The 23236-nt window shown below is 57.1% G+C and carries 28 protein-coding genes; 6 read left to right on the top strand and 22 right to left on the bottom strand.

Going from position 1 to position 23236, the window contains the following annotated elements:
• The 9 genes from N6P30_RS08105 to fkpA form a co-directional block, all read right to left on the bottom strand.
• On the bottom strand, positions 1-207 hold a 207-nt coding region (locus N6P30_RS08105; RefSeq protein WP_021242225.1), incomplete at its 3' end, for a GTP-binding protein.
• A 69-nt stretch (positions 208-276) separates the two neighbouring features.
• Positions 277-2391 carry an elongation factor G gene (fusA, locus tag N6P30_RS08100; protein ID WP_008503004.1) on the bottom strand — a complete coding sequence of 705 codons (2115 nt, stop codon included), beginning with the start codon at positions 2389-2391 and terminating at the stop codon, positions 277-279.
• 96 nt (positions 2392-2487) lie between these two features.
• The gene (gene rpsG / locus N6P30_RS08095; RefSeq protein WP_004106370.1) at positions 2488-2958 is read right to left on the bottom strand and encodes a 30S ribosomal protein S7; all 471 of its coding nucleotides are present in this window, start codon (positions 2956-2958) and stop codon (positions 2488-2490) included.
• A gap of 96 nt (positions 2959-3054) precedes the next feature.
• Positions 3055-3429 (bottom strand): 30S ribosomal protein S12, encoded by a 375-nt coding sequence (gene rpsL, locus N6P30_RS08090; protein ID WP_000246815.1) that lies wholly within the window; start codon positions 3427-3429, stop codon positions 3055-3057.
• Between the two features lie 124 nt (positions 3430-3553).
• A complete protein-coding gene (tusB, locus tag N6P30_RS08085; protein WP_008503005.1) occupies positions 3554-3841 on the bottom strand; it encodes a sulfurtransferase complex subunit TusB in 288 nt (95 codons plus the stop codon).
• 7 nt (positions 3842-3848) lie between these two features.
• Complete coding sequence (tusC, locus tag N6P30_RS08080; protein ID WP_008503006.1) at positions 3849-4208, bottom strand: sulfurtransferase complex subunit TusC; 360 nt, start codon at positions 4206-4208, stop codon at positions 3849-3851.
• Positions 4208-4594: a sulfurtransferase complex subunit TusD gene (tusD, locus tag N6P30_RS08075; RefSeq protein WP_023294706.1), complete on the bottom strand. Its 387-nt coding sequence runs from the start codon at positions 4592-4594 to the stop codon at positions 4208-4210. The genes tusC and tusD overlap by 1 nt, the downstream gene beginning before the upstream one ends.
• The gene (locus tag N6P30_RS08070) at positions 4594-5316 is read right to left on the bottom strand and encodes a transcriptional regulator (RefSeq protein WP_003861697.1); all 723 of its coding nucleotides are present in this window, start codon (positions 5314-5316) and stop codon (positions 4594-4596) included. Before N6P30_RS08070 ends, tusD begins: the two co-directional genes overlap by 1 nt.
• A gap of 166 nt (positions 5317-5482) precedes the next feature.
• Positions 5483-6301 carry an FKBP-type peptidyl-prolyl cis-trans isomerase gene (gene fkpA / locus N6P30_RS08065; protein WP_008503008.1) on the bottom strand — a complete coding sequence of 273 codons (819 nt, stop codon included), beginning with the start codon at positions 6299-6301 and terminating at the stop codon, positions 5483-5485.
• 238 nt (positions 6302-6539) lie between these two features.
• Here fkpA and N6P30_RS08060 point away from each other — a divergent pair, with 238 nt between their 5' ends.
• Complete coding sequence (locus tag N6P30_RS08060) at positions 6540-6758, top strand: protein SlyX (protein WP_008503009.1); 219 nt, start codon at positions 6540-6542, stop codon at positions 6756-6758.
• A 51-nt stretch (positions 6759-6809) separates the two neighbouring features.
• Here the strand turns inward: N6P30_RS08060 and slyD are convergent, their stop codons facing one another.
• From slyD to kefG, 4 genes are all read right to left on the bottom strand, one after another.
• Positions 6810-7400, bottom strand: coding sequence for a peptidylprolyl isomerase (gene slyD, locus N6P30_RS08055; protein ID WP_008503010.1), 591 nt, complete (start codon positions 7398-7400; stop codon positions 6810-6812).
• 94 nt (positions 7401-7494) lie between these two features.
• Positions 7495-7695, bottom strand: a complete 201-nt coding sequence (locus tag N6P30_RS08050) for a YheV family putative zinc ribbon protein (RefSeq protein WP_008503011.1) — start codon at positions 7693-7695, stop codon at positions 7495-7497.
• 13 nt (positions 7696-7708) lie between these two features.
• Positions 7709-9514: a glutathione-regulated potassium-efflux system protein KefB gene (gene kefB, locus N6P30_RS08045; protein ID WP_023294707.1), complete on the bottom strand. Its 1806-nt coding sequence runs from the start codon at positions 9512-9514 to the stop codon at positions 7709-7711.
• Positions 9514-10068 carry a glutathione-regulated potassium-efflux system ancillary protein KefG gene (kefG, locus tag N6P30_RS08040; RefSeq protein WP_021242220.1) on the bottom strand — a complete coding sequence of 185 codons (555 nt, stop codon included), beginning with the start codon at positions 10066-10068 and terminating at the stop codon, positions 9514-9516. Before kefG ends, kefB begins: the two co-directional genes overlap by 1 nt.
• 135 nt (positions 10069-10203) lie before the next feature.
• On the opposite strand from kefG, the gene N6P30_RS08035 reads away from it, so the two are divergent.
• On the top strand, positions 10204-12108 hold the full coding sequence (locus N6P30_RS08035; RefSeq protein ID WP_021242219.1) for an ABC transporter ATP-binding protein: 1905 nt from the start codon (positions 10204-10206) through the stop codon (positions 12106-12108).
• Between the two features lie 13 nt (positions 12109-12121).
• Positions 12122-13054 (top strand): LysR family transcriptional regulator, encoded by a 933-nt coding sequence (locus tag N6P30_RS08030; RefSeq protein ID WP_021242218.1) that lies wholly within the window; start codon positions 12122-12124, stop codon positions 13052-13054.
• A gap of 84 nt (positions 13055-13138) precedes the next feature.
• Here N6P30_RS08030 and mdcH read toward each other — a convergent pair whose 3' ends face one another.
• The 8 genes from mdcH to mdcA form a co-directional block, all read right to left on the bottom strand.
• A complete protein-coding gene (gene mdcH / locus N6P30_RS08025; RefSeq protein ID WP_023294708.1) occupies positions 13139-14035 on the bottom strand; it encodes a malonate decarboxylase subunit epsilon in 897 nt (298 codons plus the stop codon).
• On the bottom strand, positions 14035-14652 hold the full coding sequence (locus tag N6P30_RS08020; RefSeq protein ID WP_023294709.1) for a malonate decarboxylase holo-ACP synthase: 618 nt from the start codon (positions 14650-14652) through the stop codon (positions 14035-14037). Before N6P30_RS08020 ends, mdcH begins: the two co-directional genes overlap by 1 nt.
• Positions 14653-14654: 2 nt before the next feature.
• Positions 14655-15614, bottom strand: a complete 960-nt coding sequence (locus tag N6P30_RS08015; protein ID WP_023294710.1) for an AEC family transporter — start codon at positions 15612-15614, stop codon at positions 14655-14657.
• Between the two features lie 122 nt (positions 15615-15736).
• Complete coding sequence (gene mdcE, locus N6P30_RS08010; protein WP_025910348.1) at positions 15737-16537, bottom strand: biotin-independent malonate decarboxylase subunit gamma; 801 nt, start codon at positions 16535-16537, stop codon at positions 15737-15739.
• A complete protein-coding gene (locus tag N6P30_RS08005) occupies positions 16537-17370 on the bottom strand; it encodes a biotin-independent malonate decarboxylase subunit beta (RefSeq protein WP_021242213.1) in 834 nt (277 codons plus the stop codon). The genes mdcE and N6P30_RS08005 overlap by 1 nt, the downstream gene beginning before the upstream one ends.
• Complete coding sequence (gene mdcC, locus N6P30_RS08000; protein ID WP_023294711.1) at positions 17363-17662, bottom strand: malonate decarboxylase acyl carrier protein; 300 nt, start codon at positions 17660-17662, stop codon at positions 17363-17365. Before mdcC ends, N6P30_RS08005 begins: the two co-directional genes overlap by 8 nt.
• Positions 17663-17671: 9 nt before the next feature.
• Entirely contained in the window at positions 17672-18529 is an 858-nt protein-coding gene (locus tag N6P30_RS07995) for a triphosphoribosyl-dephospho-CoA synthase (protein WP_021242211.1), read from the bottom strand.
• The gene (gene mdcA, locus N6P30_RS07990) at positions 18529-20184 is read right to left on the bottom strand and encodes a malonate decarboxylase subunit alpha (RefSeq protein WP_021242210.1); all 1656 of its coding nucleotides are present in this window, start codon (positions 20182-20184) and stop codon (positions 18529-18531) included. The genes N6P30_RS07995 and mdcA overlap by 1 nt, the downstream gene beginning before the upstream one ends.
• Before the next feature lie 228 nt (positions 20185-20412).
• On the opposite strand from mdcA, the gene N6P30_RS07985 reads away from it, so the two are divergent.
• The 3 genes from N6P30_RS07985 to N6P30_RS07975 are packed head-to-tail and all read left to right on the top strand — an operon-like array spanning position 20413 to position 22550.
• Complete coding sequence (locus N6P30_RS07985) at positions 20413-21435, top strand: hydrolase (RefSeq protein ID WP_023294713.1); 1023 nt, start codon at positions 20413-20415, stop codon at positions 21433-21435.
• A complete protein-coding gene (locus tag N6P30_RS07980; protein ID WP_008503016.1) occupies positions 21432-21650 on the top strand; it encodes a YheU family protein in 219 nt (72 codons plus the stop codon). The genes N6P30_RS07985 and N6P30_RS07980 overlap by 4 nt, the downstream gene beginning before the upstream one ends.
• Positions 21651-21680: 30 nt before the next feature.
• Positions 21681-22550, top strand: coding sequence for a phosphoribulokinase (locus tag N6P30_RS07975; protein WP_008503017.1), 870 nt, complete (start codon positions 21681-21683; stop codon positions 22548-22550).
• Positions 22551-22635: 85 nt separating this feature from the next.
• Here the strand turns inward: N6P30_RS07975 and N6P30_RS07970 are convergent, their stop codons facing one another.
• Positions 22636-23040, bottom strand: a complete 405-nt coding sequence (locus tag N6P30_RS07970) for an OsmC family protein (RefSeq protein WP_008503018.1) — start codon at positions 23038-23040, stop codon at positions 22636-22638.
• Positions 23041-23236: the final 196 nt, after the last annotated feature.

Raw genomic sequence — 23236 nt, 5'->3', positions numbered from 1 at the left:
TTCAACGTGGGAAGTGTTGATGGTGATACCACGAGCTTTTTCTTCTGGTGCGTTATCGATCTGGTCGAATGCACGAGCAGAACCACCGTAGGTTTTAGCCAGAACGGTAGTGATTGCAGCAGTCAGGGTAGTTTTACCATGGTCAACGTGGCCGATAGTACCAACGTTGACGTGCGGTTTTGTACGTTCAAATTTTTCTTTAGACACGGCTATATTCCTTACTATAGTGCTCTCCCCTTTGGAGAGAGCACGGGACTTAGGTTTTAATCCTGTGGATTACTTACCACGGGCTTCAATAACGGCCTGAGCAACGTTGTTAGGCGCATCATCATACTTCAGGAATTCCATGGTGTATGATGCACGACCTTTGGTCAGAGAACGCAGCTGAGTTGCATATCCGAACATTTCAGACAGCGGAACTTCAGCGTGGATCTTAACGCCAGTTACTTCGGATTCCTGACCACGCAGCATACCGCGACGACGGCTCAAGTCACCGATAACGTCACCGGTGTTCTCTTCAGGAGTTTCTACTTCAACCTTCATGATTGGCTCAAGCAGAACTGGTTTTGCTTTCTTAAAGCCTTCTTTAAAGGCAATAGACGCAGCCAGTTTAAACGCCAGTTCAGAGGAGTCAACGTCGTGGTAAGAACCGAAGTGCAGACGAACACCCATGTCAACAACCGGATAGCCAGCCAGAGGGCCCGCTTTCAGCTGTTCCTGGATGCCTTTATCAACGGCTGGGATGTATTCGCCAGGAATTACACCACCTTTGATGTCGTTGATGAACTCGTAACCTTTCGGGTTAGAGCCCGGCTCCAGTGGGTACATGTCGATCACAACGTGACCGTACTGACCGCGACCACCAGACTGCTTAGCGTGTTTACCTTCAATGTCGGTAACTTTCGCGCGAATCGCTTCGCGGTAAGCAACCTGAGGTTTACCCACGTTCGCTTCAACGTTGAATTCACGCTTCATACGGTCAACGATGATGTCCAGGTGCAGTTCACCCATACCAGCGATGATGGTCTGGTTAGATTCTTCATCAGTCCATACGCGGAATGATGGGTCTTCTTTCGCCAGACGGCCCAGAGCCAGACCCATTTTTTCCTGGTCAGCTTTGGTTTTTGGTTCAACTGCGATGGAGATTACCGGCTCTGGGAATTCCATACGCTCCAGAATGATCGGGTGATCCGGGTCACACAGGGTGTCACCAGTGGTCACGTCTTTCAGACCGATAGCTGCAGCGATGTCGCCCGCACGAACTTCTTTGATCTCTTCACGTTTGTTAGCGTGCATCTGTACGATACGGCCAAAACGCTCACGCGCCGCTTTCACGGAGTTCAGGATGGTGTCACCGGAGTTAACCACACCAGAGTAAACGCGGAAGAAGGTCAGGTTACCCACGAATGGGTCGGTAGCAATTTTGAACGCCAGTGCAGAGAATGGCTCTTCGTCGCTTGCGTGACGCTCAGCCGGGGTATCTTTACCGTCGTCCAGGATGCCGTTGATCGCAGGAACGTCAACCGGGGATGGCAGGTAGTCAACTACCGCATCCAGCATCGCCTGAACACCTTTGTTCTTGAACGCAGAACCACAGGTTACCAGGATGATTTCGTTGTTCAGAACGCGCTGACGCAGAGCTTTTTTGATCTCTTCTTCAGTCAGTTCTTCACCACCCAGGTATTTCTCCATCAGCTCTTCAGAAGCTTCAGCAGCGGATTCGATCAGGTTCTGGTGCCATTCGTCAGCCAGGTCCTGCATTGCAGCTGGGATATCTTCGTATTCGAAGGTAACGCCCTGGTCTGCATCGTTCCAGTTGATGGCTTTCATTTTCACCAGGTCGATAACGCCGGTGAAGCCTTCTTCAGCACCAATTGCCAGCTGCAGCGGAACAGGGTTCGCGCCCAGACGGGTTTTGATCTGACCAACAACTTTCAGGAAGTTAGCACCCATACGGTCCATTTTGTTAACGAACGCGATGCGTGGAACTTTATATTTGTTCGCCTGACGCCATACGGTTTCAGACTGTGGCTGAACACCACCAACTGCGCAATAAACCATTACCGCGCCGTCAAGAACACGCATGGAACGTTCTACTTCGATGGTGAAGTCAACGTGCCCTGGGGTGTCGATGATGTTTACGCGATGCGGTTCGTACTGCTTAGCCATACCTGACCAGAATGCAGTAGTCGCTGCGGAGGTGATAGTGATACCACGCTCCTGCTCCTGTTCCATCCAGTCCATGGTGGCTGCGCCGTCATGAACTTCACCGATTTTGTGGTTTACACCGGTGTAGAACAGAATACGTTCGGTAGTAGTGGTTTTACCGGCGTCGATGTGCGCACTGATACCGATGTTACGGTAGCGTGCGATGGGTGTTGTACGAGCCATTTGATTCCTCGTTTATATCTTTAGGCGTTCAGTTAAGTTACCCAGAGCGGGCGGCTTCTCTGAAGCGCCCGCCTGGTGACTAAGACTCCGAAGGGATTACCAACGGTAGTGTGCGAACGCCTTGTTGGCTTCTGCCATACGGTGAACGTCTTCACGTTTCTTAACTGCAGTACCTTTGTTGTCTGCAGCATCAGAAAGTTCGTTCGCCAGACGCAGAGCCATGGATTTATCACCGCGTTTACGAGCAGCTTCAACGATCCAACGCATTGCCAGGGCATTACGACGAACCGGACGAACTTCAACTGGAACCTGATAAGTAGAACCACCAACGCGGCGGGACTTAACTTCTACAGTTGGGCGAACGTTGTCGAGAGCGACTTCGAAAGCTTCCAGTTCATTTTTACCAGAACGCTGAGCCAGGGTCTCCAGCGCGCTGTATACGATTGCTTCTGCAGTAGATTTTTTACCATCTACCATCAGGATATTTACAAATTTTGCCAGCAGTTCTGATCCGAATTTCGGATCTGGAAGAATTTTACGCTGACCAATGACGCGACGACGTGGCATGGGAATACTCCGTTGTTAATTCAGGATTGTCCAAAACTCAAAGAGTTTAGTATGACATTAAGATAAATCAGTTTGGCCTTACTTAACGGAGAACCATTAAGCCTTAGGACGCTTCACGCCGTACTTGGAGCGAGCCTGCTTACGGTCTTTAACACCTGAGCAGTCCAGCGCACCACGAACGGTGTGGTAACGAACACCCGGAAGGTCTTTAACACGACCGCCACGGATCAGGATCACGGAGTGCTCCTGCAGGTTGTGACCTTCACCACCGATGTAGGAAGTCACTTCGAAACCGTTAGTCAAACGCACACGGCATACTTTACGCAGTGCGGAGTTTGGTTTTTTAGGAGTGGTGGTATATACACGAGTACATACACCACGTTTCTGCGGGCAGGCTTCCAGCGCAGGCACGTTGCTTTTCGCAACTTTGCGTGCACGTGGTTTGCGTACCAGCTGGTTAACTGTTGCCATTAAATAGCTCCTGGTTTTAGCTTTTGCTTCGTAAACACGTAATAAAACGACCTCATACAATATGAGGACGCGAAATTTTAGGGCTACGTCGAAAAGGTGTCAAGAAATATACAGCGATCTCAAATCACCAGTTCATTTGACTGGCGTGCGTCACAGTAAGATTGACGAAATCAGTATAGCCAACCACGTCAATTTTGGCTGAAATTTGACCAGAAAGACCCCGCGCATCCAGATCGTCTTTCAGCGCAGAAACTGTTATGGGGGCATTCGTGAGCATTTCAACGAAACGGCTGCCTTCAAGTGCGGCAAGCACGCCGTCCTGAATCAGCAGCAGGTCATCACCGTCGCGCAGCATACTCAGTAACGCGTCGATATCACATTGCCATGGTGAATGGCTCAGAGTATGGAGCATGGCAGCCTCAGAAGGTCAGAACGGTGTCGTAGTGGGAAAGGTGTTCGCGCAATGCCGCAGAAGAGACGACGGTCACATCCAGCACGAAAGGCGTCTTCTCATCCAAACCGCGAGCGGCCAGCGAGTCGGCGCAGACATACAGGGTTTCAATGTCATACAGCGGCAGCACTTTAAACGTAGCGATGTAATCTCGCGCCAGAATGGCCTGTGGCTGCTGACCCGCCAGAAGCTGGAACACACCGTCCCCTAAAAAGAAGACGCCGATATCTTCGGTCAGCGCGGACGTCGCAAGTAACGCATCCAGCCCTTCGCGGCCAGAAGCGCTCCCGTGCGGCGCAGACGCAAAAACAAATGCCACGCGCTTCATCAGAATTGCACCACTCTGTCGCAGGTGAGCGCCGCCTGTGCCAGCGCGCCCAAACCGCTTAACGAAAAACCGGGCTGCAGGTTAGAACCCGACAAACCAAGACGGGCGGCTTCGGTTGCATCGGTCACGCCGCGGCGCAGTGCCGCCGCCACGCAGATGTGCAGTTCTACGCCCTGCTTTTCGTTTAATGCCTGCCAGCCGCGCACCACATCAAACTCATCGCTCGCCGGCGACGTAAACTGGTTCGCGTTATACACCCCTTCCCGATAGAAGAAGACGCTCGCCAGCTCATGTCCGGCTGCCAGCAGCGCATGCGCAAACTGCAGCGCGCTGCTTGCCTGCTGAGTCCCGTACGCCGGGCCTGTCACCATTAACGCAAAACGCATTACTTGTCTTGTCCCAGGAAATCACCGCTTTTGAACTGGCGAATATAGAGATAGACCGTGTGCTTGGAGATGTTGAGACGATCGGCCACCTGGTTGATGGCGTCTTTAATATCAAAAATCCCTTTTTCATAGAGATTGAGCACGATCTGGCGATTCTTGGCGTTGTTCGAGACGTTGCGGTCGGCATTCACCTCTTCAATGGTGAACTCAAGCGTCTGCGTGACGAGATCTTCGACGGAAGAGGCAAAGTTAACAGAAGAGCCAACATCCGGCGTCTCTGGTGGAATAAAGGTGCTCATGATCTGCGAGAAAGGCACATCAAGGTTCATGTTGATGCACAGCAGCCCAATTACACGATGCTCGCGGTTTCGAATCGCGATGGTTTCTGATTTCATCAGCACGCCGCTTTTGGCGCGGGTGAAATAGCATTTGGAGACGCTGCTGTCCGCGCCGGTCATGTCATGCAACATACGCAATGCAAGGTCGGTAATTGGCGAGCCAATTTTACGGCCAGTATGCTCACCATTCGCAATGCGGATGGCGGAACACTTCAGATCTTGCAGGGAGTGCAATACGATTTCGCAGTGGGAGCCAATGAGCATCGCTAACCCGTCCACTACCGCTTCATAGGATTTCAGAATATCGAAGTCGGTCTGATCGAAAGGACGTTGATCCAGCAAATCAAGTTCACTGGTTTCGTTGGTTAAAAGCGACCTGGACATGAAAAAAACACTCCTTTTCAGGAGCCTGTCGTTAGGTTTTCAGGGCAGGCTCATTATCTACACGGACAACTAAATTAATACAGCGTGCCTAACGCTTTCCAGTGTTAATTATATCTGCCCCACAATAAAAAACCGCCGCCTTAAAGGCGGCGGTTTTTTTTCAGCATTACTTCTTAGCGGCAGCGGCTTTATCGTCAGCCGGTGCGTCTGCCTTGGCATCCGCTTTCGGTGCCGGTTTGATGTCCAGCAGCTCTACGTCAAAGACCAGCGTAGAGTTGGCAGGGATCCCCGGAACGCCGGTTTTGCCATAGGCCAGATCCGGTGGGATGACCATCTTGATCTTGCCGCCTTTCTTGATGTTTTTCAGGCCTTCAGTCCAGCCAGGGATCACACCATCCAGACGGAAGGAGAGCGGCTCACCACGGGTGTAAGAGTTATCGAACTCTTTACCGTCGATCAGCGTACCTTTGTAGTTCACGACAACCGTGTCGCTGTCTTTAGGCGCATCGCCGGTGCCTTCTTTCTCAACTTTGTACACCAGGCCAGTCGAAGAGGTTTTCACACCCTTCTCTTTAGCGAAGGCATCGCGGTAGGCTTTGCCTTTCGCTTCGTTGTCTTTAGCGTCCGCGTCCATCTTAGTCTGCGCGGCGCCCTTCACACGCGCTTCGAACGCCTGCAGAGTCTGTTCAATTTCCTGGTCAGACAGCTTGCTCTTATCGGCAAATGCGTCCTGAACGCCTGCGATCAGCTGAGCTTTATCCAGTTTGATGCCCAGTTTCTCTTGTTCTTTCAGAGAGTTTTCCATGTAACGACCCAGAGATGCGCCCAGTGCGTAGGCGGATTTCTGGTCGTCATTTTTGAACGCTGCTTTGCTGTCTGCAGTGGCAGCAGGCTTCGCAGCAGTATCAGCAGCGAATGACAGCGGCGCGTTCAGCGCAACAGCCATCGTCGTCGCCAGCAGCGTTACTTTAAACAGTGATTTCATCCATATCTCCAGGGCCTGGGGACTCTCACCCCAGCGTTAAACGTAAATGAGTGACGTACTATAAAACGTTGCAGAAGAAATCTACAGACAGACACGTCCAATTCTCGCCACTTTTCAGACTATTTTTGTTTAAATAAGTTTCTTGCCAGAGGGATGCGAACTGTACTTAAGGATAAACTCAGTTAAACTGCGCCGCCGCTGGGCCATTATGGCGAATCTGAAATAAACGAGGTGAATGATGAAGGATACAACGATAGAAGCGAGAATGGCTGAGCTGGAAAGCCGCCTGGCTTTTCAGGACATCACCATCGAAGAGCTAAACCAGACCGTGACCGCACATGAGCTCGAAATGGCGAAACTGCGGGATCATATGCGCCTGCTGACGGAAAAGCTGAAGGCTACGCAGCCGTCGAACATCGCCTCTCAGTCAGAAGAGACGCCACCGCCTCATTATTGAGGCGTAAAAAAAGCGGGATAATCCCGCTTTTTTATTTTCCGCATAACGGTATTAGTGGCAGCCGCAGCCGCCGTTACCGCAACCACCTTTACCGTGGCCGTGGTCATGACCATGGTCGTGGCCGTGACCACCGCAGCAGCCGTCGTGGCCGTGATCGTGATCATGGTCGTGACCGTGCGCACCGTGAACGTGGCCATGAGCCAGCTCTTCTTCGGTCGCTTCGCGGATCGCAACAACTTCTACGTTGAACTTCAGGTTCTGGCCAGCCAGCATGTGGTTGCCGTCAACCACGACGTGGTCATCTTCCACTTCGGTGATTTCAACTGGAACCGGGCCCTGGTCGGTTTCCGCCAGGAAGCGCATGCCAACCTGCAGTTCGTCAACACCCATGAACACGTCTTTAGGAACGCGCTGAACCAGGTTATCGTCATACTGACCGTAAGCGTCGTTCGCGCCTACAGCAACGTCAAATTTGTCGCCAACTTCATGACCTTCCAGCGCGTTTTCCAGGCCGGAAATCAGGGAACCGTGACCATGCAGGTAGTCAAGCGGCGCACTCACCGGAGACTCATCAACCAACACACCGTCTTCTGTACGTACCTGATAGGCCAGGCTGACCACCAGGTCTTTTGCTACTTTCATGATATCTCCTGAGCGTGGGAAAATTGCTGGCGCAGATTGTAGCGGAAATCTGCACCTGTGTACCCTTTAGCTTAAAAAAACTCAGGGCATATCGCTAGTCCGGATGAAAAATCCCGATAACTTGCTCTTCTTTGCGAACGTGCTCGCGCGCCTCTTTGTCGGCCTCACGCATCTGGTGACCGCACTTAACACACTCAACAACATCAATATTATTTTCCCGCCACATCGCCAGGGTATCTTGCGCCTGGCAGGTCGGGCATTTTGCACCCGCGATAAAGCGTTTACGTACAGCCATCTTTCGTTACCCTTTATTCAAATTCATCCCAGCCATCGAGCTGGCGTCGTTCCTGCTGCATCTCGCGCTGGAAGATCTCCTCCAGCTCGCGACGCGCTTCCCGCACGCGGGAGATCTGCGCCGTATCGGTATGGACCGGCATCAGCTCGCGCAGCATCCGCATATCCAGCCGGCGGAAATGCATCTGGGCGCGCTGCGCCTGATGCGGATGCATGCCAAGCGAGATCAGCGCCTTGCGCCCCAGCTCCAGCGCACTGGAGAACGTCTCACGGGAGAAGTGTTTCACACCCGCCTGCAATAATTCGTGAGCTTCAACACGTCCCCGCGCACGCGCCAGAATATGCAGATGCGGGAAATGCTGCTGGCAGAGATCCACCAGCTTCATCGTATCTTCCGGGTCGTTACAGGTAATGACGATGGACTCTGCCGCCTCTGCCCCCGCCGAGCGCAGTAGCTCGAGCTGGGTCGCGTCGCCGTAGTAAACCTTGTAGCCATATTTGCGCATCAGGTTGACCGCGCTGATATCCCGCTCCAGCACCGTAATGCGCATTTTGTTCGCCATCAGCAAACGGCCGATTACCTGTCCAAAACGGCCAAAGCCCACCACGATCACCTGGGGCTTATCGTCTTCCACCCACGGCGCTTCGTCTTCATCGTCTGTCGGGTTCAGGCGGCGCGACAGCAGTTTATCCACCATCTTCATCAGCAGCGGCGTGGTCATCATGGACAGCGTGACCGTTACCAGCAAAAGCGCCATCTGATCGTCTTTAAACAGCTTCTGGGAGGAGGCGGTAGAGAACAGCACAAACGCGAACTCGCCTCCCTGGCTCAACACGCTCGCAAACTGCATGCGCTCCGAACTGCGCAGGCCGTATATGCGCGCCATGACGTACAGCACCAGCGTTTTCACAGCCACCAAGATGGCCACGCTCACCACAACCCACAGCAGATGGGTATAGAGCACGCCAAGGTTGAGCGCCATCCCCACCGAAATAAAGAACAACCCCAACAGCAACCCTTTGAAGGGATCGATGGCAATTTCCAGCTCGTGGCGGTATTCACTTTCCGCCAGCAGCACCCCGGCGATAAAGGTCCCGAGCGCCATCGACAGCCCCAGCGCATCCATAAACAATGCCGACCCCAGCACCAGCAGCAGCGTCGCGGCGGTAAACACCTCGCGCACGCCGGACGCGGCAATAAAGCGGAATACGGGACGTAACAGGAAACGTCCGCCAATCAGCATCCCCGCGAAGGCCAGCACCTTCATCGCGATTTTCGCCCAGTCAAAGTGGTCGTCGCCAGAGCCCGCCAGCAGCGGCACCAGCGCCAGCGCCGGGATGACCGCCAAATCCTGGAACAGCAGCACCGAAAAACCCAGCTGACCGGCTTCGTTACGGTTCATCCCCTTGTCGCGCATCATCTGCAGGGCCATCGCCGTCGACGACATCGCAAGGCCTATCCCGCCGATCACCGCCGCCTGCCAGGAGAAATTCGTCAGCATTAACAGGCCACCCAGAATCGCGGCGCTGAGCAACACCTGAGCGGCACCTACGCCAAAGATGGAGCGTCGGAGCTGCCACAATTTTGAAGGATTCAGCTCCAGGCCGATGATGAACATCAGGAACACCACGCCCAGCTCGGAGAAATGGAGGATCTCATCTACATCGCTGATGAATCCCAGTCCCCAGGGGCCAATCGCGATCCCCGCCAGCAGATACCCCAGCACCGCACCGATACCAATACGTGCAGCAAGCGGCACCGCGACGACGGCCGCAAATAAAAACAGCACCCCGGCGAGGAGCAAATTCGATCCTTCCATTAACGCCCTCCTGCCGGAATCGGTGACGCCAGCCATTCACCGTAGGCTCTGGCGTGGCTGGCCAGCTCTTTCGGATCCTGACGACGGGCCCAGTAGACAATAATCGGGCTCATCCAGTGCATACGGCACATGGCCGCCGTCAGCTCAAAAGGCCGCAGAATGTCGCTCATCGGATAGCGGTTCAGCCCGTCGTGGCGGTAGGCGCTTTCGGGTTCACCGGTCGTAATCACACTACGCCAGTACTTTCCCGCCAGCTGGTTGCCCCCCACCCCGCTGGAGAAGCCCCGACTCAGCACGCGGTCCAGCCACTCTTTGAGCAGCGCCGGACAGCTGTAGGTATAAAGCGGATGCTGGAACACAATCACGTCATGCTGACGCAGCAGTTCCTGCTCGTAAGGAATATCAATAAAGAAATCAGGATAGTGCGCGTAGAGATCGTGCACCGTCACGTTGCTGAGCTGAGTAGCCGGCTTAAGCAGCACCCGGTTTGCCACCGAGTCCTGAGATTCCGGATGGGCATACAGCAGCAGCACTTTTGCTGTCTGAGACATCATTCCCCTCCCGGTCTTGTTTCTGTTTTTGTGTATCGTCGCTGTTTTGGGCTACCATGGCGGCCCGGTGCGGAAAATGGCCCACACCTTACATTATCATAATGACAAATTAACATAGTCGGAACATACGGCGCTTCTATGATTGTTTTCTCCTCGTTACAAATTCGTCGCGGCGTGCGCGTCCTGCTGGATAACGCCACTGCTACCATCAACCCGGGCCAGAAAGTGGGCCTGGTCGGCAAAAACGGCTGTGGTAAATCCACGCTGCTGGCGCTGCTGAAAAACGAGATTAGCGCGGATGGCGGTAACTTCACCTTCCCGGGGAACTGGCAGCTCGCCTGGGTAAACCAGGAGACGCCCGCGCTGAGCGAACCGGCACTCGACTATGTTATCGACGGCGACCGGGAATACCGCAAGCTCGAGGCGGAACTTAACGCCGCTAACGAGCGCAACGACGGCCACGCCATCGCCACCGTTCACGGCAAGCTGGACGCCATTGACGCGTGGACCATTCGCTCCCGCGCCTCCAGCCTGCTGCATGGCCTGGGCTTCAGCAATGAGCAGCTGGAACGCCCGGTCAGCGACTTCTCCGGCGGCTGGCGTATGCGCCTCAACCTGGCGCAGGCGCTGATCTGCCGCTCTGACCTGCTGCTGCTCGATGAACCGACTAACCACCTCGATCTCGATGCGGTTATTTGGCTGGAGAAGTGGCTCAAGAGCTATCAGGGCACTCTGATTCTGATCTCCCACGACCGCGACTTCCTCGACCCGGTGGTGGATAAAATCATTCATATCGAACAGCAAACGATGTTCGAGTACACCGGCAACTACAGCTCCTTCGAGCGCCAGCGCGCGACGCGCCTTGCCCAGCAGCAGTCCATGTACGAAAGCCAGCAGCAGCGCGTGGCGCACCTGCAAAGCTTTGTGGATCGCTTCAAGGCCAAGGCGTCAAAGGCGAAGCAGGCCCAGAGCCGCATCAAGATGCTGGAGCGCATGGAGATGATCGCCCCGGCGCACGTCGACAACCCGTTCCACTTCAGCTTCCGGGCCCCGGAAAGCCTGCCAAATCCCCTGCTGAAAATGGAAAAGGTCAGCGCGGGTTATGCCGACCGCATTATTCTCGACTCCATCAAGCTCAACCTGGTGCCGGGTTCACGTATTGGTCTGCTCGGGCGCAACGGTGCCGGTAAATCCACGCTGATCAAACTGCTGGCGGGCGAGCTTAATCCGGTCAAGGGTGAAATCGGCCTGGCGAAGGGCATCAAGCTGGGTTACTTCGCCCAGCATCAGCTGGAATTTTTACGCGCGGATGAATCCCCGATTCAGCACCTCGCGCGTCTGGCGCCGCAGGAGATGGAGCAGAAGCTGCGCGACTACCTCGGCGGCTTCGGCTTCCAGGGCGATAAGGTCACCGAAAACACCGAGCGCTTCTCCGGCGGCGAAAAGGCCCGTCTGGTGCTGGCGCTGATCGTCTGGCAGCGCCCGAACCTGCTGCTGCTCGATGAACCGACCAACCACCTGGATCTCGACATGCGTCAGGCGCTGACCGAAGCGCTGATTGAATTCGAAGGGGCGCTGGTGGTGGTTTCGCACGACCGTCACCTGATCCGCTCCACCACGGACGATCTCTACTTAGTGCACGACGGCAAAGTTGAACCGTTCGACGGCGATCTGGAAGACTACCAGCAGTGGCTGACGGACGTGCAGAAGCAGGAGAACCAGCCGGAGGAGTCGGCGAAAGACAACGCCAACAGCGCGCAGGCACGTAAAGACCAGAAGCGCCGTGAAGCGGAGCTGCGCACCCAGACTCAGCCGCTGCGTAAAGAGATTGCCCGTCTCGAAAAAGAGATGGAAAAGCTCAACGCCACGCTTGCTACCGTTGAAGAGAAGCTCGGCGACAGCGGTCTGTATGACCAGAGCCGTAAAGCCGAACTGACGGACTGCCTGCAAACCCAGGCGAAGACCAAATCCAGCCTTGAAGAGTGTGAGATGGCGTGGCTGGACGCGCAGGAACAGCTGGAAGCGATGCTGCAGGCTGACTGATACCGGGAGGGCTATGAGTTTCGATAACACGAGCGAGATTACATTCCGCAAGCTCAGCATCTTCATGACGTTTATGGAGAAGGGGAATATCGCGCGTACCGCCGAAACTCTGGGCCTGAGCGGCGTCAGCGTTCACCGTGCGCTGCACACGCTGGAAGAGAACGTGCGCTGTCCGCTCTTTACCCATAAGGGGCGCAACCTGATTGCTCTCCCTTCCGCCTGGACCTTACTGGAATATTGTCAGGAAGTGATGCAGGTGATGGAGCGCGGGCTGGAAGCGTCGCGCAAAATTGCCGGGATCGGCCAGGGGCGGCTGCGAGTCGGAACGCTCTACTCGCTCACCCTGGAAACCGTGCCGCGTCTGATCATGGGCATGAAGCTACGTCGTCCGGATCTGGAAATGGATCTGACGATGGGCTCCAACGAAACCCTGCTGCACATGCTGGATGAAGGCTCTCTGGACGCCATTCTTATCTCCATTTCCGAGAGCGATATCGACCGTAACAGCCTGGAAGTGCTCCCGCTGTTCCATGACGACATCTTCCTTGCCGCACCGGCCTCCGCGACGCTCAATACCCGCGGCCCGGCCGATCTGCGCGACTATAAAGATCGGAAATTTGTCTCTCTTGCGGAAGGGTTCGCCACCTATGCAGGCTTCCAGGAGGCGTTTCATATCGCCGGGTTCGAGCCGGAGATTGTTACCCGGGTGAATGACATTTTCTCCATGCTCAGTCTGGTGCAGGCGGGAGTGGGCTTTACGCTGATGCCGGGCAGGATGAAAAAGGTCTATGAGAATTCCGTGCAGCTCCTGAAGCTTGCCGAGCCGTACCAGATGCAACAGCTGATCGCCATCGTCTTTGCCCGCAACCGCGAGCAGGATCCAAGCCTGCGGGCGCTGGCCGCCGAAGGGCGGATGTATGCCCGCAGTTTGCAGGATAGTGCCTGATGTTATTGCCCGGTGGCGCTACGCTTACCGGGCCTAGAGTCCGTAGTAGGCCCGGTAAGGCGCAGCCGCCACCGTGCTAAACCATCACGCACGGAGTCGCTTCGCCAGATGTACCGCCACGTCCACCCCGCTGCGCTCCAGTGAAATCGTCTCTCCTTCCCACGGCGCCTGACGCGTCAGGCAGGTCAGTACGCCGCCGGGGGGCATCTCGATCGCCAGCCGGGCTTCGCGTTCATTCGCTGAAATCATCGCCTCCTGCCAGCGCACCGTACGCGCCATGTTCATCGCCAGATCGTCGGCGATCTTTTCCGGCTGCCACAACACGCGCCCGGTGCTGCCGCTCAGGTAGGCGCAGCGTGGGCGTGAAAGCGTGACCGATTCAAACGCCGTTGCCAGCTTTTGCGCGGGTGCTGTCAGCAGTTCGCAGTGCGACGGCACGCTGACCGCCAGCCGTTTGGCCTTGCTCGCCCCTTTCGCCAGCGCGCGCGACGCCGCCTCCGCCATCCCTTCATCGGTTCCGGCAATCACGATCTGCGTTTCGGCATTCAGGTTGGCAATGTAGGTCCCGGTGCCCTGGATAAGGTCTTCCACCTGCGGCAGAGTGAGCCCCATAATTGCCGTCAGGCCGTAGCCGTGCGGATACGCCTGCTCCATCAGATCGCCACGCAGCGCCACCAGCTTCAGCGCATCCGTGAAGTCCAGCGCGCCTGCAATGACCGCCGCCGGATAAGCGCCGATGGACAGCCCGCTGACGATATCCGGCGCCACGCCGCGCCGTTCCAGCTCGCGCGCCCAGGCCACGCCTGCAATTAGCAGGCAAAGCTGAACCGCGCGGGTATGGCTTAACGCGTCTGCGCTATCCAGCGTATCCACTTCGGTGCCAAGCACCTCACGCGCCTGAGCCAGTTCCGTTCCCGGCAGGTTTTGCAGCATGCCTTCGTGCTGCGTGCCCTGCCCCGGAAAGGTAAACACTATTTTCATCACTCCTCCCTGCGCCACGGATCCGCCACCAGGCGCGGTCCACGGCGGGTTTTCAGCAGCGTTTTGCCGTCGCGCAGCCACTCCGCCAGCGCGAAACCGCCCTCGGGCGTATCCACCTGCGTATCGGCACGACACAGCGCACGGCTTAGCCGGGACTGCCACGTCGTCAGGGCGTCCGGTGAGATCGGCAGCGGAGCGCGGATAAGCAGATCGAGATCGCTGTCGGCATGGATCACCGGGATACCGGTCGCCAGCGCGTAGCCGGTACTGCCGGTAATGCCCCACGTCCACGGCCACGCCTGCTGAGAAAGCTGAAGCGCCACCTGAACGGGTGGCTGAGTCACAAAGGGCGAGCGCAGCAGTTCGGCCGCAACGCTCAGATCTTCTGGTGAAACCACGCGTAACACGTTTTCGGGCTTCCCCCATCCGGCCGCCCGCTGATCGCGACGTAAACCGCGCACGCCAACGGGGATCCGGCCTTCGCTATCCACATCACGCCGCACCACCACCGGCAGGCCGGTATGCCAGGCGGCCTCCACCCAGGATTCAGTGATGCCTTCCAGCGCATCGCGGGAAGTAAGCCAGATAAGGTCGTGCGGGCGTAATGTTGTGGTCATGGTTACATTCCTGAAGTCAGCGAGATAAACAGCGGCAGCGACAGGATACACAGTACGGAGCTTAACAGCAGCACGGCTTCAGCATCCGGCGATTGCACGCCAAAGCGGTTACCGAACACCACGCCGAAGAAGCCCGCGGAGAGCGCAATCATGAGGATCGCGGTGATCGCCACGGAGCCATGCAGACCAAAGATCAAGACGATACCCCAGGCGATGGCAGGCTGAATCAGCAGCTTGGCGATGGTGGAGGTGATCACCATGGTGTTGATCTGCAGCTTACGGGCAGAGAGGATCACCCCGGTCAGGAACAGCGCCGCAGCGGTCGCGGACAGTCCCAGCGGTTTAATCGCCGCCAGCACCAGCTCCGGCATTTTGATGCCGATGGCGGACAAAATCACACCCAGCAGCGGGCCCATCACGATCGGCTTTTTAATGGAGCGCCACATCAGCACCGGCAGCATGGAAAGCGTTGAACCGGAGTTATTGCCCTCGGCGCGCGCTTTTTCACGCTCCAGAATGAGCAGGCAGAACGGGGTCATCAGCACCGAACCGCAGGCGATGGAGACCGCGACGGAGAGCGACGTAGAGGAACCTTCGCCCAGCACGCTGCCCAGAATCGGCAGACCCAGCGCTGCATAGTTGGGCAGCGCGACGGTGAGCGTCAGCACGGCCGCATCCTGTGGCGATTTCTTAAAGACGCCGGTGGCGAGGAAATAGATGACCGCATAGGTGATCCACATCGCCAGCGTCAGCACCAGGATCAGCGGCGACTGGGCAACGATGCCGGTCCACGGGGTTTGCACGGTGGCACTGAACAGCGCGGCAGGGAGTGCAAAATCCATTACGAAGATATTAAGCAGGGAAACATTTTTGTTATCGACCATCTTTGCCTTGCCGGCCCAGAATCCCAGCAGCATGATGACGAAAATCGGTGCAAGAGCATGAACAATTACGTAAGTCATAAATCACCTGTAGTAAAAAAGTTTTAGCACTGGCGCGATGATTATTATTTTCAGGATGCAGGTTCCCGCGTGGGCGCTGTCACGCGCCCACGGGTTGATGCATCTGGCAGGTCTCTTTTTACTTACCAGCTGGCTCGCATACGTTCGCGTACGAGCGCCGAGCTGCGGCGATTGTCAGCACCCAGACGGTTTTTCAACGTGGTGTCCTGACGAGCGTCACTGATGGCCTGTTGCAGGGTGGATTTCACCAGCGTCAGATCGTTATCGGAGGGGGCATCCGGGTTGCTGATATCCAGCAGGTTAGAGAGCAGCCCCAGCGTGGCGTAGTTGCTGATGTCGTAGGCCATTGGCGGAATGGTCGCCGCCAGTTTTTCCAGCGCCTCGACGGTACGCAGCGTGATGCGCGCCGCAGACTCTTTGCCCATCGCGTGGATCAGCACGCCTTTGTCGTTAAAGGCGATCAGACGGTTAGCCTGGTAGCCGTGCGCCAGGAACGCGCCGGACATCGCCTTGCCGACGATAAGCCCAATCACCGGGTGACCGGCCAGGCGGGCATTCGCATAGGCTGCTGCCGCACCGGCCAGCGCCTGATGAATCCCAAACGCCTCTTCGCGTCGGCCATAGGCCTGGCTTGGGACGTCGATCACCGCCACAATCGGGCGCTTCACGGGTTTGTCAGCATCCGCCGCGACGGTTTCACTGACCACTTTCGCCAGGGTCCAGCCTTCCAGCAGCCCCACTTCCCCTTTCGCCGCACGCGGGAAGTGGTTGTTGGCATCCGGCACCACGGCAACAAAGCGCACCGCCTCGCCGTTCAGCTCGCCGTCTGCCGCCTGGACGGACGGGCATAGCCCCTCGATACGTTTGGCGTTCGGGGCGAGGATGTCCAGCCAGCGTTCGCCACGGCTTATTGCGTTACTCATCATTTCACCTCCCGGGCAAAAAGCGCGTTAATCTGTTCGGCATCAGCCTGTTTGCGGGTGTCGAAATTCGTCAGACGGTTCAGGTAATCGTCGTAGTTATCGGTGCGATGTTTCGCGGGAACGCCTTTAGCAATCGCGTCGTTCATCGCCTGTTTCACCGCGTTGATACCGTCGCCGACGAGCGCATCCACCAGCCCGCTTTGATAGCGCACTTCACCGCCGGTCATGCTCCAGATAAACGGACGATCGCGGGAGTCGTACTCCTCAATGCCCGCCTCCTGTTCGATAACCTGCGGGCCGTTGAGGCCAAGACGCGCTTCGCGGGTCACGATCAGGTAGCTGCAGAGCGCCGCCGCGATGGACATCCCACCGAAGCAGCCCACGGTTCCGGCCACAATGCCAATAACCGGCGTGTAGCGACGCAGGTCCACAATCGCCGCGTGAATATCGGCAATCGCCGCCAGGCCGAGGTTCGCCTCCTGCAGACGCACGCCGCCGGTTTCGAGGCACAGTACCGCCTGAGTCGGAATGCCGTTGCGGTTATCCTCCGCCGCCAGCTCCAGCGCCGCCGCCATTTTGGCGCCGGACACTTCGCCCATGCTGCCGCCCTGGAACGCGCCTTCAATCGCCACGACGACGGCAGGCTTGCCGTTGATGGTGCCCTTCGCCACCACCATGCCGTCGTCCGCCTGCGGCACAATGCCCTGTGGCCCAAGCCACGGAGAAATAATGCCTTCAAACGGATCCAGCAGTTCGCGGTAGCTGCCCTCGTCGAGCAGGGCCTGCGCGCGCTGGCGCGCTTTCAGTTCGATAAAGCTGCTGTCATCACGCATGGCTCACCCCCTCAAAAACCTGTTCGATGCGAATGCGCGCCACGCCCGGCGTCGCGCCGAAGTCGTGGATGGTCAGCTTCCCTGCGGGCAGGCTGCTGACGGTTTGCAGACGGTTGAACAGCGCCTCCCAGCGCCCCCGGCTGTTGTCCACGGAGGTGGTGATATCAATGGTTAACGTCTGGCCCGGTTCGGCGGTGAAGAGCACCTCCATATCCCCGGAACCGACTACCCCTGCCAGCGCCCTGCCGCTTAACGTGCGGCTGGCTGGCACGGTCAATGTGATTTTTTCCATAACATCCTCTTAATGCTTTGAATTTGGCGTTTCGATGCGGTCGAGAAACAGCGTGGCGGCAAGCAGGTCGGCAGCGCCGCCCGGTGAGGCGTTGAGCGCCAGCATCTGACGGTCTAACCTCGCCAGCGCCTGCTGGCCCGCAGGCGTTGCGCTGCCGCCGGCATTCAGCACCGCACGGGCGCCGTCCTGCATAGCATCAAGCCCTTCCATTCCGGCACGTGACAGCACGCAGGTGTCGGTGAGTGAGGTCATGATGGCCATCAGCGCGTCGAGCCTGGCGTGCGTTTCGCTGCTGCCGTTGAGGCGGCTCAGACGAAGCTGCGGCAGCGCGCGCTGCATAACGTGCGGGAACGCCTGCTGCGCCTCTTCACGCGCGCCCGGCACGCGGTAACGGTGCGTGGCGCGCAGGCCTTTACTGAACACCTTCGGCGCCGCGTCGTCCGGCAGTCTCGCCAGCTGTGCGGCGGTGCGGGCGACGTCTTGCGCCCTGGCATCACCGCCGAGCATCGCCACCGCGCTGACCAGCAGCCCCAGCGCCCAAATCGCGCCGCGATGGGTGTTTACGCCACCGGTTGCGGCCATCATCTGCTGCTCGCCTTCGCGACCGAGTCGCCCGACGGTTTGCCGAAGTGCGATATCTGCCGGGCGCTGCCAGCTTTGCAGCGCCAGTGCCTGAAACGTGGAGGTCAGGCTGTGCGCGGAGCACTCCATCAGCGCAAGGGATAAATCGTGGTGCGCGCCGTTCCCCCGACTGTCCACCAGACCGGGTTTCGGGCTTAAACGTGCTTCGTCAATCAGACACTGCGTGGCGGTTCGCGCCAACCATTCGGCACCGCCTTCAACCTGAATCTGGGGGAGAAGTTTCATTACCAGCTCCGGAATTTCGCAGGTGGGTTATAGAGACCGCCGGACCATTCCACGAGATCAGACACGCTGCCTGCCGCCAGCAGAGAGCGGGTGGCATCAGTGCGGCGAATCCCCATATCTTCCGGATAGAGCACCTTGCCGCTCTGACGCAGTTCCGCCACGCGTTTGGCATCCACGCCCAGACCGATGTCGGTGATCCCCGCGACGGCGGCGACCATGGCGCGACGCTCTTCCAGATCTTTCGCCCGATAGAGGTAGGCAATCCCCTCTTCCGTCAGCACGTGGGTGACGTCATCGCCGTAGATCATCACCGGCGCCAGCGGCATACCGGAGGCTTTCGCCACGTCAACGGCATCGAGTTTTTCCACGAAGGTCGGCTTCACGCCCGCCTGGAAGGTTTCCACCATCTGCACGACGAGTTTTTTGCCGCGCTGCATTGGGTCAGGTTCGGTGATCATGTTCAGCCAGGCTGGCGTGGCGTGGCGACGACCGTGCGGGTCGTGACCCATATTTGGCGCACCGCCGAAGCCGGACAGACGACCACGGGTCACGGTTGAGGAGTTGGCGTAGCCGTCCACCTGCAGCGTAGAGCCGATGAACATATCCACCGCGTACTGACCTGCCAGCTGGCAGAACGCGCGGTTGGAGCGCATGGAGCCGTCGGCACCGGTAAAGAAGACGTCCGGACGCGCGCGGATGTACTCTTCCATCCCCAGCTCGCCGCCGAAGCAGTGCACGCTCTCGACCCAGCCGCTTTCAATAGCCGGGATCAGCGTCGGATGCGGGTTCAGCGTCCAGTGTTTACAGATTTTGCCTTTAAGGCCGAGCTGTTCACCGTAGGTAGGCAGCAGCAGCTCAATCGCCGCAGTGTTAAAGCCGATCCCGTGGTTCAGGGACTGCACCTGGTGTTCCGCATAAATACCCTTGATGGCCATCATCGCCATCAGGATGTGTTCCTGTTTAATCAGGCGCGGGTCGCGGGTAAACAGCGGTTCGATAAAGAACGGCTTATCGGCCACCACCACAAAGTCAATCCACGAACCCGGAATGTCCACGCGCGGCAGGTCACACTCGTCATCCACCAGCTCGTTCACCTGCGCGATGACGATGCCGTCATGGAACGCGGCGGCTTCCACCAGCGCCGGGGTATCTTCGGTGCTCGCCCCGGTGTAGAGGTTGCCTTTGCGGTCAGCTTTAAAGCCGGCGATCAGCGCCACGTTTGGCGAGAGGTCGACGTAGAGGCGTGAATAGAGTTCGATGTAGGTATGAATCGCGCCGATTTCGAGCTGACCATCCTCCAGCAGTTGGGAGATTCGCAGGCTCTGCGTCCCGGAGAAGGAGAAATCCAGCTTGCGGGCGATGCCTTTCTCAAAGATATCCAGATGCTCGCTGCGGCCGACGCTCGGCATGATCATATGCAGGTCGTGGACAATTTGCGGGTTCACTTCGGCAAGCGAGCGGGAAAGGAAATCCGCCTGCTTCTGGTTGTTACCTTCCAGAACGACCTTGTCGCCAGGCGCGATCAGTTTTTCCAGCATGGCGACAAGATCGCCGGTTGGCAGTACCTTGCCCTGCACCGGTACGGAGGCCAGACGACGCGCTTTTTCGCTGCGTCGCGTGTTCCATTGCCGGGTGGGTGTTTGCCCAGATAACATTATTAACCTCCTGATTCAGCTAATCATTTTGATTTGCTTAACGTTGAATAAAGTGTGCGCTCTGGTGAGAAAGGCATCAATTAAGCGTAGAGCTGAATCATTAGCCTGAGAGTAATAATCAAGGTAAATATTTGTGATCGGGATCAGTTCATGTTTCGGAAAACCAGGCTAAACGGGGTACAATTCGGAAAGTATCGTTAATTTCTGACAAGAAACAGCATCGCGCTTATGACCCAAATCATTCCATCAGGCTTCGAGATTGCAGCCGAAGACAGCACTGAGTTCGTGCCTATGCGCGGCGTCGCCAATCGCCATTTGCAGACCATGCTGCCGCGACTGATCCGCCGCAAGGTACAGTTCACCCCTCACTGGCAGCGGCTAGATCTGCCAGACGGTGACTTTCTGGATCTCGCCTGGAGCGAAGCGCCGGATCAGGCTCGACATAAGCCGCGGCTGGTGGTTTTTCACGGTCTGGAAGGCAGCCTGCACAGCCCGTATGCACACGGGCTCATTGAGGCAGCCAAAGCGCGCGGCTGGCTCGGCGTGGTGATGCATTTTCGCGGCTGCAGCGGCGAGCCGAACCGGCAGAAGCGTATCTATCACTCGGGTGAAACCGAAGACGGCACGTGGTTTTTACACTGGCTGCGGGACAACTTTGGCACCGTGCCCACCGCGGCCGTAGGCTACTCGTTGGGCGGAAATATGCTGGCCTGCCTGTTAGCTAAAGAAGGGGAAAGCGTCCCGCTGGATGCCGCCGTCATCGTCTCCGCCCCGTTCATGCTGGAGCAGTGCAGCTACCACATGGATAAAGGCTTTTCCCGCGTCTATCAGCGCTACCTGCTCAACCTGCTGAAGGCCAACGCGGCGCGTAAGCTGAAGGCCTACCCGGACACCCTCCCGGTCAGCCTGCGCCAGCTGAAAAAAGTGCGCCGCATACGCGAATTCGACGATCTGATCACCGCGAAAATTCACGGTTTCGCCGATGCGATTGACTATTATCGTCAGTGCAGCGCCATGCCGCTGCTCAGCAAGATCACGCAGCCGACGCTGATCATTCATGCCAAAGATGACCCTTTTATGGATCATCACTCGATTCCCGCTCAGGAATTCCTGCCCGACAACGTTCACTATCAGTTGACCGAGCACGGCGGCCACGTCGGGTTTATCGGCGGCACGCTGCGTCGCCCGAAAATGTGGCTTGAGGCGCGTATTCCTGACTGGCTAACCCCTTATCTGGACGGTGCAACATGATTATTCCCTGGCAGGATCTGGCTCCCGAAACGCTCGATAATCTGATTGAAAGCTTTGTATTACGCGAAGGCACCGATTATGGTGAACAGGAACGCTCGCTTGAGCAAAAGGTCAACGATGTAAAGCGCCAGCTGAAAAGCGGCGACGTGGTGCTGGTGTGGTCAGAACTGCATGAGACGGTGAATATCATGCCCCGCAACGCGTTTCACGGCTGATCTTCCACCCTTTTCAGTCAGGGAGTTGCTATGTCTGCCAGACATCCGGTTATTGCCGTTACGGGGTCGAGTGGTGCGGGAACCACCACCACCAGCCTCGCATTTCGCAAGATTTTCGCCCAGCTGAATCTCCGTGCGGCGGAGGTCGAAGGCGACAGCTTTCACCGCTACACGCGCCCGGAGATGGACATGGCCATCCGTAAGGCGCGCGATCTGGGTAAACACATCAGCTACTTCGGTCCGGAAGCCAATGACTTCGGCCTGCTGGAACAAACCTTTATTGAGTACGGCCAGAGCGGTAAAGGGCAGTCCCGCAAGTATCTGCATACCTATGATGAAGCCGTTCCCTGGAATCAGGTGCCTGGCACCTTTACCCCCTGGCAGCCCCTGCCGGAACCTACCGACGTGCTGTTCTACGAAGGATTACACGGCGGCGTGGTCACGCCGCAGCACGATGTGGCGCGCCACGTGGATCTGCTGGTTGGCGTGGTGCCTATCGTTAACCTGGAGTGGATCCAGAAGCTGACGCGTGACATGAGCGAGCGCGGCCACTCGCGCGAAGCAGTGATGGATTCGGTGGTGCGCTCCATGGAAGACTACATCAACTTCCTGACGCCGCAGTTTTCCCGCACCCATATCAACTTCCAGCGCGTGCCGACGGTGGACACCTCCAACCCGTTCGCGGCCAAAAGTATCCCATCCCTGGATGAGAGCTTTGTGGTGATCCATTTCCGCAATCTCGAAGGCATTGACTACCCCTGGCTGCTGGCGATGCTGCAGGGCTCGTTTATTTCTCACATGAATACATTAGTCGTACCGGGCGGAAAAATGGGGCTGGCGATGGAGCTCATCATGACGCCGCTGGTGGAGCGATTGATGGAAGGGAAACAGATCGCGTGAGTTTTTTGCCCGGTGGCGCTGCGCTTACCGGGCCTACGGTCGTGCTTTTGTAGGGCGGGTCAGCGAAGCGCCACCCGCCAAAACATTAAGCCTCGATCACTTCATACGAATGGGTGATTTTTACCGCTTTCTCCAGCATTAACGCGACAGAGCAGTACTTCTCCGCAGACAGGTCCACCGCACGTGAAACCGCCGCGTCTTTCAGTTCTTTACCGGTGACCACAAAGTGCAGATTGATGTGGGTGAACAGGCGTGGCGCCTCTTCGCGGCGTTCTGACGTGAGTTTGACCTCACAATCCGTCACGTCATGACGGCCTTTTTGCAGAATCGACACCACGTCAATGGCGCTGCATCCCCCTGCCGCCATCAGCACCATTTCCATTGGGCTGGGCGCTTTATCGCCGGAGTTACCATCCATCAAAATCTGATGCCCTGACGCGGACTCGCCCAGGAACGTTAAACCTTCAACCCACTTCACGCGCGCTTGCATATTCTTAAACTCCAACGTTGCATTTTTGGTGACAGATTACGCGTGCGTTACATTTCTCGCAATGGAAGGCGACCTGCATCATGCTGAAGCGAGACACCAGGAGACACGCGGCGAAAGCTATGCTAAAACACTCAGGATGCTACAGTAATACATTGACGTTACACATGTATGCAGAGGACATCAAACTTTACTGGCT

The sequence above is a fragment of the Enterobacter sp. PL1 genome (assembly GCF_945957325.1).
GTDB lineage: Bacteria > Pseudomonadota > Gammaproteobacteria > Enterobacterales > Enterobacteriaceae > Enterobacter > Enterobacter roggenkampii.
The sequence above is the reverse complement of the archived record's forward strand: the minus strand, read 5'-3'. Positions and strand labels throughout refer to the sequence as shown.

Excerpts from the sequence above, each read along its gene's own strand:
- fusA (WP_008503004.1), bottom strand. The coding sequence starts at position 2,391 with ATGGCTCGTACAACACCCATCGCACGCTACCGTAACATCGGTATCAGT.
- rpsG (WP_004106370.1), bottom strand. The coding sequence starts at position 2,958 with ATGCCACGTCGTCGCGTCATTGGTCAGCGTAAAATTCTTCCAGATCCG.
- rpsL (WP_000246815.1), bottom strand. The coding sequence starts at position 3,429 with ATGGCAACAGTTAACCAGCTGGTACGCAAACCACGTGCACGCAAAGTT.
- tusB (WP_008503005.1), bottom strand. The coding sequence starts at position 3,841 with ATGCTCCATACTCTGAGCCATTCACCATGGCAATGTGATATCGACGCG.
- tusC (WP_008503006.1), bottom strand. The coding sequence starts at position 4,208 with ATGAAGCGCGTGGCATTTGTTTTTGCGTCTGCGCCGCACGGGAGCGCT.
- tusD (WP_023294706.1), bottom strand. The coding sequence starts at position 4,594 with ATGCGTTTTGCGTTAATGGTGACAGGCCCGGCGTACGGGACTCAGCAG.
- N6P30_RS08070 (WP_003861697.1), bottom strand. The coding sequence starts at position 5,316 with ATGTCCAGGTCGCTTTTAACCAACGAAACCAGTGAACTTGATTTGCTG.
- fkpA (WP_008503008.1), bottom strand. The coding sequence starts at position 6,301 with ATGAAATCACTGTTTAAAGTAACGCTGCTGGCGACGACGATGGCTGTT.
- N6P30_RS08060 (WP_008503009.1), top strand. The coding sequence starts at position 6,540 with ATGAAGGATACAACGATAGAAGCGAGAATGGCTGAGCTGGAAAGCCGC.
- slyD (WP_008503010.1), bottom strand. The coding sequence starts at position 7,400 with ATGAAAGTAGCAAAAGACCTGGTGGTCAGCCTGGCCTATCAGGTACGT.
- N6P30_RS08050 (WP_008503011.1), bottom strand. The coding sequence starts at position 7,695 with ATGGCTGTACGTAAACGCTTTATCGCGGGTGCAAAATGCCCGACCTGC.
- kefB (WP_023294707.1), bottom strand. The coding sequence starts at position 9,514 with ATGGAAGGATCGAATTTGCTCCTCGCCGGGGTGCTGTTTTTATTTGCG.
- kefG (WP_021242220.1), bottom strand. The coding sequence starts at position 10,068 with ATGATGTCTCAGACAGCAAAAGTGCTGCTGCTGTATGCCCATCCGGAA.
- N6P30_RS08035 (WP_021242219.1), top strand. The coding sequence starts at position 10,204 with ATGATTGTTTTCTCCTCGTTACAAATTCGTCGCGGCGTGCGCGTCCTG.
- N6P30_RS08030 (WP_021242218.1), top strand. The coding sequence starts at position 12,122 with ATGAGTTTCGATAACACGAGCGAGATTACATTCCGCAAGCTCAGCATC.
- mdcH (WP_023294708.1), bottom strand. The coding sequence starts at position 14,035 with ATGAAAATAGTGTTTACCTTTCCGGGGCAGGGCACGCAGCACGAAGGC.
- N6P30_RS08020 (WP_023294709.1), bottom strand. The coding sequence starts at position 14,652 with ATGACCACAACATTACGCCCGCACGACCTTATCTGGCTTACTTCCCGC.
- N6P30_RS08015 (WP_023294710.1), bottom strand. The coding sequence starts at position 15,614 with ATGACTTACGTAATTGTTCATGCTCTTGCACCGATTTTCGTCATCATG.
- mdcE (WP_025910348.1), bottom strand. The coding sequence starts at position 16,537 with ATGAGTAACGCAATAAGCCGTGGCGAACGCTGGCTGGACATCCTCGCC.
- N6P30_RS08005 (WP_021242213.1), bottom strand. The coding sequence starts at position 17,370 with ATGCGTGATGACAGCAGCTTTATCGAACTGAAAGCGCGCCAGCGCGCG.
- mdcC (WP_023294711.1), bottom strand. The coding sequence starts at position 17,662 with ATGGAAAAAATCACATTGACCGTGCCAGCCAGCCGCACGTTAAGCGGC.
- N6P30_RS07995 (WP_021242211.1), bottom strand. The coding sequence starts at position 18,529 with ATGAAACTTCTCCCCCAGATTCAGGTTGAAGGCGGTGCCGAATGGTTG.
- mdcA (WP_021242210.1), bottom strand. The coding sequence starts at position 20,184 with ATGTTATCTGGGCAAACACCCACCCGGCAATGGAACACGCGACGCAGC.
- N6P30_RS07985 (WP_023294713.1), top strand. The coding sequence starts at position 20,413 with ATGACCCAAATCATTCCATCAGGCTTCGAGATTGCAGCCGAAGACAGC.
- N6P30_RS07980 (WP_008503016.1), top strand. The coding sequence starts at position 21,432 with ATGATTATTCCCTGGCAGGATCTGGCTCCCGAAACGCTCGATAATCTG.
- N6P30_RS07975 (WP_008503017.1), top strand. The coding sequence starts at position 21,681 with ATGTCTGCCAGACATCCGGTTATTGCCGTTACGGGGTCGAGTGGTGCG.
- N6P30_RS07970 (WP_008503018.1), bottom strand. The coding sequence starts at position 23,040 with ATGCAAGCGCGCGTGAAGTGGGTTGAAGGTTTAACGTTCCTGGGCGAG.